We start from the raw sequence: 11,985 nt of genomic DNA, 5'->3' as shown, positions 1-11,985 counted from the left end.
AGATACTCGGGCATCACATGGTTCTATCGTAAATTTGATTCGGCCACCCTGAAAACCTGCGGGGTAAAACCACCTACTTTTGTGGGTAGGGATGGTCTTGTCTGAATGTTTTAACCCCTTCCGTTAATCTATTGTTTTACGTATTTGCATAAAAGCGTAAATACAGATTTAAGTAAGAGGGTAAATAATCTCAATTGGGCTATCACAAGAACAGACGACCCGAAGCCAAAGTTCTTCCCTGATTCATAGATACAGGAATAAGATCAAATGCGTCTCTCTTGAGCTTGTTTTACATTGGCAGCGATAAGTTTTTATTGTTGAGGACCATAACTTATTTAGTTTTTCCATTGGTCGAAGCGCCAAGACAGGACAGGGTGCTTTGCAGATAACCTGATCAGTGGTGGAACCAACCATTAACTTCTCTCAAAGAGTATGTAGTTCTATATTACTCTCCCACAGAAATATGAGAAAGTTGAAATTATGAATACTGTAGGCAGGTCGTTTTGGTGGAGCAGTGGCGGCAATGGCTGTACGATGATGGAGTATGAATACCGGATTCAAAAAGATCATTTACTAGACAGGTAAAGAGCTCACTATTAGTAACTAGATAGTGCCTATCTCTGCACTTTTCCTCTGTCGTAGAGAGGGCGCTCGCGTCTATATCCCGCAAATCAGGCGATAATACACTATTATCAGTATGCTGCTCTCCCTAAACGGTTATAGCACCATTTAATAGTGCTATTTTTTGTTCATCAGGATAATCCCTGCTGAAAAGATGAGAATGCCAATGCCTGCTCGCCCATTATGCATAAGGATCAGGCTGACCAGACAGAAAAGAACGCCAATGGTGACTTTATTCATAGCCTTAGATAAATGATTTGGTTTTTTGCCAGTGCTGAAGGAGCTTCTTGTCAGAAACAGGCATCTGTGTTTTTATTTCCGGTGAAAAGACAGAAATTCGAAATTCTTGAACCATTTTTTTATATTGGTCGAGAAGTTGACATGCCTCATCGCTCAGTTTTTCCCGTGTCTTTTCCGCCACCTCTATATTTTTTAAATGCGGTGCGAGGAGGGCATTTTTCTGCCCATCTTTAACGGGGTTTGCACTGAAACGTTCAAGTCTTACCTGAAGACTCCTGAACTGTCTCCGGCAGGAGTTCAGGTCGATCTCTTTTTCTTGTAAAAACGTCTTTGGCAGAATCTCTTCGATAAGGAGAGAGAATGTCTCCTTCTCTTTGTTGGCATTTTTCCGGGTTAAAAAGACCTTCTCCAGTAATTCAGCTGTCTCTCGTCTCAAGCGAAAAATCTCTGCAATATCTTGACATATGAGGTTGCCTCTTTGCAAGAGACCCATTTTCTGAACCTCACCTATTACCTTGGCGAATGACTCTTTGCCAGGAAGAGTTGCCTCGGAGAGATCAAAGATCCCCTGAAGGATAAATTGCAGTAGATGGTCGCTTGCCTCTTTTCTATCGCTATAGTTTTTTACTAGCCATAGGGAAGATGGGGCAGAGAGTGCACTTGAACAGGACTTTCTCAGAGGTTTAAGCTGACCTTTGAACTGCAGTTGATAGAGGTATGACAGCCCCTTCTGATTTCTTTGCAGGGCCTCCTGCTTATTTCTGGTGAAATTCACCTGTACTTTGGACCTCTGTTCGATGGGATCCAGTACGGTAAATAAAAATCCTGAAATACTTCCCTGCTTATTATAGAGGGGGATAGAGGCGGGAAGCTGGTCGAAGGCCCAACTGTCACCCTCCCAACCCTTCCACTTATCAACTATGATCTGGGCATCTTTTTTCAAGGAAAACTGCTCCTGACTGATGGCACCTTTGTTTGGCGTCCCGGTAAGCATCTGCTTTAAATTATTTCCCGAGCAAACCTCCTTGCCAGAATCAGCCTCAAGGACAAAATAGGGGGTGAGATGATGTGGCAGTTCCTGAGGCCAATCAGAGCGCTGTAGGTTGAATCGATAGAGTTTTAGAATAGAGGACTCTAAGCAACTGAGCATGTTGCCACTTGGCGACTGTGCCTTTGTGCTGATATCATCCATGATTCGGTCAACGGAACTATTTATGGGAACGAGCTTTTTTCTAAGAGACTTGGGCAGGCCTTTTAAGAGGAAGGTGATCTTCTCTTTTAAAAATCCGGGAACGAGCCAGTCAAAACGTCCAGGGGAGATTGTGTCGGCAAGATCAACGGGTATATGAACTGTTAAACCGTCACGGTTGCCGCGGGGATCAAAGGTGTAACTGAGCTTAAGCGAGAGGGATCCAATCTGTATAGTGGTGGGAAAATCTGCATATTCACTTGTCTCCGGGGTCCGGCGTAGTATGTCCTGCTCTGTCATAAAGAGAGCTTTTTTGTCCTCTGTCTGTTTCAAAAATTTTTCCAGGCTTGTTCTGTCATAGACATCTTCGCCAAGTCGATCTTGATAAAACTGATGGAGGGCAGTATCACTGTAGACAATGTCTCTTTTTCTTAATCGTTCTTCAGTTTCCTGCCACTGGCTAACCAGAGTGAGATTGTTTTTCAGGAAGGGGTATTTCCCCCAAAGATCACCACTGAGAAGAGCAGATTCTATAAAGATACGTCGGGCTTCGGCTCTGTTCTTTTTGTCTCTTTTACCGAAATTTACCCTACGGCTGGCAAGCAGAACAAGGCCAAAAAGGGTAACCTTCTCGTCGGCTATGACCTGTCCTGTTTTTTTCTCCCAACGAGGGTTTGCCCAGCTGTACCTGCAGAGTGACTTTGCCAGGGGTTCAATCCAGTCAACCTCAATTGTTGCCACCGTTAAGGCGTAGAGACGGTTAGTATCGAGGAATCCTGCAGCCATAATCCACTGTCCTGCACTTTGGAAGAGGTGGGAACCGGGAAAAACCATCAGTTCTCTGTTTCCTGCCCCCATGTAGATCTTCTTCTCTTTTTTTAGGGCAATATTACGAAGAAATCCGGCAAGAATGGATCTGTGGATCTGTTCGTATGAGCCGTCATTTTCATTAAAAGAGAACTCCTTGTACCGTTTAACTATTCGGCACAGCTGTTCATGTAGATCAAGCCATTCACGCATTCTTTGAAAGGAGAGAAAATTGCTTTTGCAGAATTTTTTCAGCCTTGACCACGATTTTTTCTCTTCCTCTTCATGAAAGCTATTCCAGATATTGAGCAGGGCCATAAAGTCTGAGTGTTTATGGGCAAAACGTTGATGAACCTGGTCTGCCTCTTTCTCCTTTTCAGCCGGTCTGATTCGCGGGTCCTGAACACTGAGGGCTGCGGCAATAATCATTGTTTCGCGCAGACAGCTGTTGCTGCTGGCCTCTATTAATATTCTGGAAATACAGGGATCAATAGGTAGATCTGCCATTATTTTCCCGCGTAGGGTTAGTTCGTACCCCTTGATTGCCCCCAGCTCTTGCAGAAGGGCATAGCCATCCCGAATAGTGCTGGTGGCCGGCGGATCAACAAAGGGAAATTTATTTGGATCCCCCAATTTTAGACTGCTCATCTGCAGAAGGACTTCGGCAAGATTGGATCTTTTAATCTCGGGCAGGGTAAATTCATCACGTCCCAGATAGTCTTCCTCTGCAAAGAGTCTAATGCAGGTACCGGAAGATACCCGACCGCAACGGCCCTTTCTCTGGTCACAGCTGGCCCGGGAAATTTTTTGAATAGGAAGGCTGGTTGTTTTTGAACGGACACTGTAATAGGTCATTCTGGCCAGACCACTGTCTATTACATAACGTATGCCCGGTACCGTGATGGATGTTTCTGCCACATTGGTGGCAACGACAATTTTAGCAATCTTTCCCTGAGGACATGGCTGGAAAATTCGCCGTTGGTCACTTCCCTGCAGGCGACCGAAAAGGGGCAGTATCTCTACATTTGGGATATGCTTGGCCAGCATCTCGCAGCAGTTGCGGATATCTTTTTCCGTTGGTAAGAATATCAGGGTATCTGCCGGACGTTCCCGTAAAAAAAGTTGGCTTACAACCCCGGTGCAGTGTTCAAGGTAATCTTCATCCTCATCTGCAATAGGTGCATAGCGCAGGTCGATGGGGAAAGTACGTCCCTCGATGGAGATGAGCGGGGCGTTATTAAAATGCTTGGCAAAAGATGCTGTATCAATGGTTGCCGAGGTGATAATTAATTTGAGATCCGGTCGTCTTGGCAACAGTCTCTTCAGGTAACCAAGGAGGAAATCAATGTTGAGATTTCTTTCATGGGCCTCATCGACTATCAGGATAGAGTATTTACGGAGATCTCTGTCACTTTTTGTCTCTGCCAAAAGGACACCATCGGTCATAAACTTTATCTTTGTTTTTGCTGTGGTGTAATCGTGAAAACGAATTTTATAGCCCACCTCTTCACTTCGTCCAACCTCTTCTCCCACCCGGGCGGCAACGGATACAGCGGCAAGTCGTCTTGGTTGGGTACAACCCACTAACTTACCCTCCTGGGCTACTTCGAGACAGTACTGTGGTAGGCGTGTTGTCTTGCCAGATCCTGTATCTCCAGCGATAACGATAACTTGGTTCTCTTTGATCGCGGTGATAATTTCGTCTTTATGTTTGTCTATCGGTAGTATGGTGAGAAGTTTTGACATGGTGATAATGGATGTGGGGAAGAATATATGGTACATATTGTTTATTTATTAGACTCTGCGCCTGCTTTTTACCATAAGAAGGGGATGAGCAGTAGCTTTTTTGCAAGTTTGTGCTTTTTCTCCTCTTGTCTAAGTGGCAATGGGAGATTTTTTTGGGGATATAGTGGAAATTAAAATAGATCCAGAGGTAGAGGTTGCTCTTGCCCTGCCGGTAAATCAAATACTTACCTACTCGCTAAGGGGGGTTGATACCGGTGGCCGTTCAGATGCCCATATGCTTGGCATGCGAGTTCTGGTGCCGCTTAGTGGCAGGCAGGCTACCGCCTATATTATAAATATTTTAAGGGAAAAGGTTGCTTGTCCAGAGGGGAGGGAAGAAAAAAAGTATAAGATTCGTTCTATCCTTCGTTTTTTAGATAAGGGCGCCCTTTTTCATAGTAATATGTTGCCATTTTTTAAATGGATTTCAGATTATTATCATTATCCACTCGGGCTTGTTATTAAAAGTGCCCTACCCGGTGGCCTGACCCAGAAGACGGTCTCTGTCATAAAAAGAGGAGAGGCCCCGTGGGATGAGAAAAAATTAGCTGGGCTTATACAGGAGATGCCCGATTGGCTGCAGAGGGTTTGCCAACTGGGTAAGCTCAGCTTTGCTGAAAGCCGGTCTCTGTTAAAGGAGTCCAAAAACAGAACTCTCCTTACCAAGTTGGAAGAATTGGGACTTGTCCAGATAGGACAGGAGCAGGTCGGTGATAGTGTCCGGGAAAAAAATGAAATATGCTATCATTTGCTTGGATTAGCCCTTGATATTGACTCCCTGCAGGCAGAGCTTTCCCCTGAAACCTCTCAGATAGAGGAGTTCCGCCAGAGTCTGTTGTCGTCCATTACCGGGAAGATGCTTTTTTCTGAGGCAAAAACTCTCTACTATTTGTCCTATTTGGCCCATAAAAATAACAGTACCGATGTGCCCAGACGAGATCTGCTCAGGCTCTATCCGGGTGCTGCTAAGGCTCTGGTCTATCTTGAAGAGCGAGGGCTTGTTGAACGTTTTCAAAGACGCGTTTTTCGTAATCCCTTTGGTGATACCTTGCCCTTTTTCCCCCGCATCGAAGAGCTGAGTCCTGAGCAGGAAGAGGCCTGCAGTGAAATAAAGAAGACAATAGAAGGGGAAATTTTTGCTCCCTTTCTACTTTATGGGATTACTGGAAGTGGCAAGACCGAGGTCTATCTGCGCTCGGCCGAGGAGGCCATAGCTCGGGGCAGAGATGTCCTCGTTTTGGTGCCAGAAATTGCTCTGGCCACCCAACTAGAGGCCTATTTTGTCTCCCGTTTTGGTGATCTTGTGGTTTTGCAACACTCCGGTTTAAAGGCCAGTGAAAAGTATGACCAGTGGAGCCTTGCCCTCTCTGGCCGGGCTAAAATTGTTATTGGGGCACGGTCGGCAATTTTTGCTCCCCTGAAAAATGTTGGACTCATCCTGGTCGATGAGGAACATGATGGTGGCTTTAAGCAGGATGACAGCTTTCGTTATAATGCTCGGGACCTTGCCGTTCTTCGGGCAAAATACCACTCTGCTACGGTTGTCCTCGGTTCAGCAACGCCTTCGGTAACAAGCTTTTATCATGCCAAAAGTGGTAAATACCGCCTTCTGACAATGAAGAACAGGATTGGTTCCAGAACCCTGCCACGGGTAAGGGTGATCGATCTTAACACTAGAGATAAGGGAAAGAAGAAGAAGGGGATCTTTCAACCTCCCCTGCAGACAGCACTCAAGGAGGTACTGGCTCAGGGCAAACAGTCCATTTTACTTATGAACAGGCGGGGATTTTCAGCTATTGTTCTTTGTCGTGATTGTGGGGAAATTGTCTCCTGTAAGCGTTGTAATGTCTCTTTGACTCTGCACAGGCATTCAAAAAAATTGGTGTGCCATTATTGTGGCTTTTCCCTGCCCGAAGCAACCGTCTGTAGAAGTTGTGGCGGAGCAAATATTGTGCCCGTGGGTTTTGGCACAGAGCGTGTTGAGGAAGAGGTGCAAAAATTGCTTCCAGAGGCTCGGGTAGCGAGGCTGGACTCTGATACAGCTGGGAACAGAGAACATTTTTTGAAAATATTGCAAAAGATGCGTGATGGTCAGATAGATGTACTTATTGGTACTCAGATGATTGCCAAGGGCCATCATTTTCCCGGGGTGGTTTTAGTAGGTGTTGTCTGGGCCGATGGCGGGATGAGTTTACCTGATTTTCGGGCCGCAGAAAAAACTTATCAGCTGATTAGTCAGGTAACCGGCCGGGCCGGGCGAGGTGATTCTCCTGGCAAGGTGTTTATTCAAACCATGCGTCCGGACCATTATGCTATTGCCTTTGCCCGCAATCATGACTATCAGGCCTTTTATGAGCATGAAATATCTCTTAGGCAAAACCCGCTTTTCCCACCATTTGTCCGTCTGATAGCCTTTCATATTCGAGGTGAGAACGAGGGGCAGGTAAAGAATAGTGCGGGAAATATAGCCAACTTTTGTCGCCGGGAAAATCGGGATAAAAAACTTCAAGTTGACATACTGGGCCCTGCCCCTGCTCCTATTGACAGGATAAAGGATTCCTACCGTTGGCAGGTGCTCATAAAAGGGAGCTGTTACGAGAAGTTACATACCCTCTGTCACAGGGTGGAGTCTGCCGGGAAAGAGCTGTTGCTGGCAAAGATAACGATGATTATTGATGTTGATCCAGAAAATCTTATGTGAACCTCTACTATAGGAACCACTTTCTTTTTTTGGGAGAGTATACCACAACCTTGTTTCTGCCATTTTCTTTGGCGCTATAAAGGGCAAGGTCTGTCTTGTCGATAAAAGAGGTCTTGTTAAGTGGTGATATCTGGGCAGAATGTTCGGTGGCGACACCCAAGCTTATGGTAATCTGGTGTGTCTTGTGGATGTTTTGAAAGGAGTGCTCTTCACAGGCGTGTCTAACTTTTTCTGCGACGATAAGGGCGTCCTCTTTTTCTGTCTCCGGGAGGATTATGACAAATTCTTCTCCTCCATAACGAGCAAGAACGTCGTCTTTTCGGATCTGCTCCTGGATGAGCCTGGTGAGCTCGCAAAGTATAAAGTCGCCTGCCTGGTGGCCATAACTATCGTTAAATCTCTTGAAATTATCTATGTCAAACATGATTAAAGAGATTGCTAAACTGTTTCTGCTGGATCGGCTGAGTTCCTGGTCCAGGGCGTTTTGAAAATATCTGTGGTTATAGCAATTCGTTAAACCATCAATATTTGCCAGGGTTTCAAGTTGTCTGTTTTTTTTAGCAAGTTCTTCCGTTAGTTTTTCAAGTTCTATAGTGGTTTCAACAAGTTTTCTATTTACCTGGTCGTAGTTAAGATTGAGCAAGCTTAAGCGTATATTAGCCTCTTGAAGAATATCCTGAATGGAGCGTATTTTTTTTATTTCGATATCAAAGGTACTGCCGGCTTTTTTTATTTCGGTATGCACATTGGCGAGGATATTTTGAATATCTTCTTCCTTGAGCATCAGGAGTGAGCGAGCCTCTTTCCGGAATTTGTTGTAATATATTTCTGGTGTCCGAGAAAAAAAAATCTGAGTGAGAATGTCGGAGAGATAGATGGCAGAAATTGTTCTCTGCACATCTGCACTTCCACCAGTATAGCTTTTGGGGCTGTGATGGTAGAGAATAGGCACATAGATACTTGGTGGCAGAGCCCACGCCTTAGCAATTTCGTAACCCATCCTGCAATGGGTTACAGATAAAATGGCCCTTTCAGTTGTACCCTTATCTGCGGTGATCTCTTCTGAGTTTTCCAGTATCTCCTCATATTTATCAGGAAAAACTACAGCAAAGATAAGCTCACCAAGGTTTTGCAGTAAGCCGGTAATAAGGACCTCTTCGCTGTTGGCATTTTCAATATTATCGAGGATCAGTTTAGCCGTAACGGTTGAGGCAAGCGATCTCTGCCAGAAACTTTTAAAATCAAAGAGATTTGCCTTCTGTTCAACCTTCATTGATAAAAATGAGAAGGAGAGGACAAGGCATCTGACTGCATTTAGACCGAGTAGGGAGACTGCCTGATTAATCGATGATATGTCTTGGGGGAAGCCGTAGTGGGCTGAGTTCACCACCTTAAGCATTTTTGCTGAGAGTGAAATATCCTGTGAGACGAGTTGGGCAATAGAGGTCAGGGTTACGTCTTCTGCAGCTGTAAGCGTCAGTATTTGGCTGGCCACGACAGGCAGGGTGGGGAGCTCACGTGAGTGTAATGCCTGTCGTATAATATCTGCTTTTTGCATAATTATTTAGGTGAGTAAAAGATAAAAAATCAATTAATTCTGATTACTATGACCGGTATAAGTTGTTTTTGCAACTTTAAGTGTTGTTTTTTGTGGTAGAGATTTTTTTAAAGAGGATCAACTGCCTCGGGGTATGAGCATATTTCACCTAAATAATTTTCAAAAATAAGATTCTCTCCTGATTCTTTAATATAATTTGGTGAGAGAGGTATTTTTCCCTTTCCTCCCGGTGCATCGAGTGCCAGACGAGGAATGGCCATTCCTGATATATGGCCATAGAGTTGGCGCATAATATCAATTCCTGTCTTTGTGGTTGTGCGGAAATGGTTTGTGCCGCGGGTGAGATCAGCTTGAAAGAGATAATAAGGTTTGACCCGCATCTTGAGTAGCCCTAAAAAAAGTTCTTTGAGGGTCTGAGCATTATCATTTACCCCTTTAAGGAGTACCGTTTGGCAACCAAGTGGTATGCCACCATCGGCAAGAAGGGCGCAGGCCTTTTTTGCCTCAGGGGTAAGTTCCCGGGGATGGTTAAAGTGGGTATTAATGTAAAGGGGATGATATTTTCGCAGGATAGCGACAAGCTCTGGCGTTATGCGCATTGGTAGGGTGCAGGGTACCCGTGAGCCAATACGGATAACATCAATTGAGGGAATGCTCTGTAGCTCGGATAAAATATGATCTATTTTATCATCTGCAAGAAGGAGTGGATCACCACCTGAAATAAGTACCTCACGTATTGCCGGGGTCCTGCGTAAATAATCGTAGCAGGCCTGCAGGTTTTCCTCTGTTATATGCATTCGTTCTGTACCGACCATTCTCTTTCTGGTACAAAAACGACAGTACACTGCGCATTGATTGGTGACGAGAAGTAAAGCTCTGTCAGGGTATTTATGAACAAGGTTGGGTACCGGACTTAGGGCCTCTTCTCCTAAGGGATCTTCCATGCAGATGAAATCCTCTTCTTCGCGTGGATCGGGAATGCACTGTTTCCAGATTGGATCGCCAACTTCTTCTATTAAACTCAGAAAATAAGAGTTTATGCGCATAGGGAAATCTGGTATAACTTTATTTGATATCGTTTCATTAAGATTTTGATGTTTTTTTTTGAAAAGGTGGAGTTGGCTAGGCGAAGTAATACTTTCTTGTAATATGTTTTTCCAATTATTCATGATGCATACTATTGCTCATGGGATCTTTGTTGTCAATTGGATAGCATTAAGGAATGCTTTTTTTTGTGCGTACAGCTAGTGGCGGCAGGAGAAATCACTGAAGTTTGTTAAGTTAATTAAAATTTTTCAGGAGTAGAGAAATGTCTTCAGATTTGTATCGGTTTAAGTATGATGAGTTTGGTAATACACGTGACATTGCTGTTTATGGAACAGGGCCAAGTATTATGTCCTGTAGCTACACCAATAAAAGCACGGCCTTTAGTTCTAAAGAACGTGATGACTTTGGACTTCAGGGTTCTTTACCACCTGGCTTTCGTGATCTTGAAGCGCAGGTAGAAAATTGTCATATAAAGCTTGGTGAAAAAGAAAGTGAGGAAGAAAAATATATTTTTATCCGTTCTCTTTTTGATCGTAATGTCACCCTTGCCCATGCCCTTATTCAGAGTGACTTAGAAAAATTCATGGGTATTATCTATACGCCGACGGTTGGGCTTGCTGTGCAGAAGTACTCTGCAATGTTCAGGCAGGCAAACGGACTTCATTTCTCTCCAGATACCATTGACCAGGCAGAGGACATTCTTCGTCGTTTTGCCCATCGTGATATTCGGGTTGCCGTTGTTACTGATAATCAGGGAATTCTTGGAATAGGTGATCAGGGAGCAGGCGGTATCGCCATTTGCCTTGGAAAATTAATGCTTTATACCCAGGGTGCAGGTATTGCCCCATGGCATTGTCTGCCCATCTCTCTTGATATTGGTACCGACAACGAGGCGTTACTTGCCGACAAACATTACCTCGGTTGGCGCCAGAAGCGTCTCGTAGGAGATGAATATACCGCTTTTATTGATCGTTTTGCCCGTGCCTTCAGAAATGTGTTTCCGAATGCCCTCTGTCAGTGGGAAGATTTCTCCAAGCAAAATGCCTTCGATATCCGTGATAAGTACCGTCATTCCATGGTCTCCTTTAACGATGATGTTCAGGGTACCGGTGCTATTACCTTCTCGGCGATTCTTTCCGCAATGAAAGTTAAGCGCGCCAAGCTTACCGATCAGGTATTTCTTATTCATGGCGCAGGTGCCGGTGGTGTTGGGATTGGTGAGCAGATTCAGGTAGCCCTGATGGCAGAGGGTCTGTCTGAAGAGGAGGCTAGAGATAAGGTCTTTACCATTGACTCACGTGGTGTGGTCACCGTTGATCGTAAAATAGAGGCCTACAAAAAGAAATTTGCCAAGGATGGAGCCAAGCTCTCCTGGTTGGCAGATCCTGAAAATCATAAGCTTGAAAATGTTATTAAGCAGGCAGGTGTTACCGTTCTTATCGGCACCTCGGGACAGGGTGGATGTTTTACCGAGACCGTTGTCAAGAATATGCTGGGGAATACAGAGAGACCCGTTATTTTCCCTCTTTCTAATCCAACCCATATGGCTGAAGCACAGCCTAAAGATATCTACGCATGGACAAATGGGCAGGCACTTGTGGCTACTGGTAGCCCCTTTGCTCCGGTGGAACATGATGGCAAGACCTCACGCATTGGCCAGTGTAATAATGTCTTTGTCTTCCCTGGTGTTGGTCTTGGGGTGCTTGCCTCTGGAGCGCGTGAGGTGTTGCCTGAATTTTTCACTGCAGCAGCCTACGCCGTATCAAATTCTCTTAGTCAGGAGGCCCTTGATCGAGGCTGTTTGGTGCCCGAGGTAAGTGAAATATCCAAGGTGAGTGAGAAGGTAGCCCTTGCCGTCGCCACATGTGCGATTGAGCATGGGGTGAGCAGACCATGTGTCTATTCCGATTTTAGCCACAATAATGACCCTGCTCGAATGAAGGTGCTTATTTCTAAGATGCGCTGGAGTCCTGAGTATCTACCAATGACAGCGATGTAGGCTGACCTTGATTGGGTAATGGGGAGGCGAAGAGCAGA

General features: G+C 45.0%; 6 protein-coding genes. 2 read left to right on the top strand and 4 right to left on the bottom strand.

Annotated features, from left to right (window positions below):
* Positions 1 to 738 precede the first annotated feature (738 nt).
* Together DP_RS18825 and hrpA are read right to left on the bottom strand one after the other, a co-directional pair.
* Positions 739 to 861, bottom strand: coding sequence for a hypothetical protein (locus DP_RS18825; RefSeq protein WP_265588554.1), 123 nt, complete (start codon positions 859 to 861; stop codon positions 739 to 741).
* Between the two features lie 4 nt (positions 862 to 865).
* The gene (gene hrpA, locus DP_RS11270; protein WP_011189448.1) at positions 866 to 4,639 is read right to left on the bottom strand and encodes an ATP-dependent RNA helicase HrpA; all 3,774 of its coding nucleotides are present in this window, start codon (positions 4,637 to 4,639) and stop codon (positions 866 to 868) included.
* Positions 4,640 to 4,766: 127 nt separating this feature from the next.
* Here hrpA and priA point away from each other — a divergent pair, with 127 nt between their 5' ends.
* Positions 4,767 to 7,343 (top strand): replication restart helicase PriA, encoded by a 2,577-nt coding sequence (gene priA, locus DP_RS11265; protein WP_041278703.1) that lies wholly within the window; start codon positions 4,767 to 4,769, stop codon positions 7,341 to 7,343.
* Between the two features lie 7 nt (positions 7,344 to 7,350).
* On the opposite strand, the gene DP_RS11260 is transcribed toward priA, so the two are convergent.
* Entirely contained in the window at positions 7,351 to 8,901 is a 1,551-nt protein-coding gene (locus tag DP_RS11260; protein WP_011189446.1) for a sensor domain-containing diguanylate cyclase, read from the bottom strand.
* Positions 8,902 to 9,008: 107 nt separating this feature from the next.
* Positions 9,009 to 10,070: a KamA family radical SAM protein gene (locus DP_RS11255; protein ID WP_011189445.1), complete on the bottom strand. Its 1,062-nt coding sequence runs from the start codon at positions 10,068 to 10,070 to the stop codon at positions 9,009 to 9,011.
* Positions 10,071 to 10,210: 140 nt separating this feature from the next.
* Here DP_RS11255 and DP_RS11250 point away from each other — a divergent pair, with 140 nt between their 5' ends.
* The gene (locus tag DP_RS11250) at positions 10,211 to 11,947 is read left to right on the top strand and encodes an NAD-dependent malic enzyme (protein WP_011189444.1); all 1,737 of its coding nucleotides are present in this window, start codon (positions 10,211 to 10,213) and stop codon (positions 11,945 to 11,947) included.
* Positions 11,948 to 11,985: the final 38 nt, after the last annotated feature.

The organism is Desulfotalea psychrophila LSv54 (genome assembly GCF_000025945.1).
Classification (GTDB): Bacteria; Desulfobacterota; Desulfobulbia; order Desulfobulbales; family Desulfocapsaceae; genus Desulfotalea; species Desulfotalea psychrophila.
Note: the sequence above shows the minus strand (reverse complement) of the source record. Positions and strands in the feature narration are given on the sequence as shown.

Excerpts from the sequence above, each read along its gene's own strand:
- DP_RS11250 (WP_011189444.1), top strand. The coding sequence starts at position 10,211 with ATGTCTTCAGATTTGTATCGGTTTAAGTATGATGAGTTTGGTAATACA.
- DP_RS11260 (WP_011189446.1), bottom strand. The coding sequence starts at position 8,901 with ATGCAAAAAGCAGATATTATACGACAGGCATTACACTCACGTGAGCTC.
- hrpA (WP_011189448.1), bottom strand. The coding sequence starts at position 4,639 with ATGTACCATATATTCTTCCCCACATCCATTATCACCATGTCAAAACTT.
- DP_RS18825 (WP_265588554.1), bottom strand. The coding sequence starts at position 861 with ATGAATAAAGTCACCATTGGCGTTCTTTTCTGTCTGGTCAGCCTGATC.
- DP_RS11255 (WP_011189445.1), bottom strand. The coding sequence starts at position 10,070 with ATGAATAATTGGAAAAACATATTACAAGAAAGTATTACTTCGCCTAGC.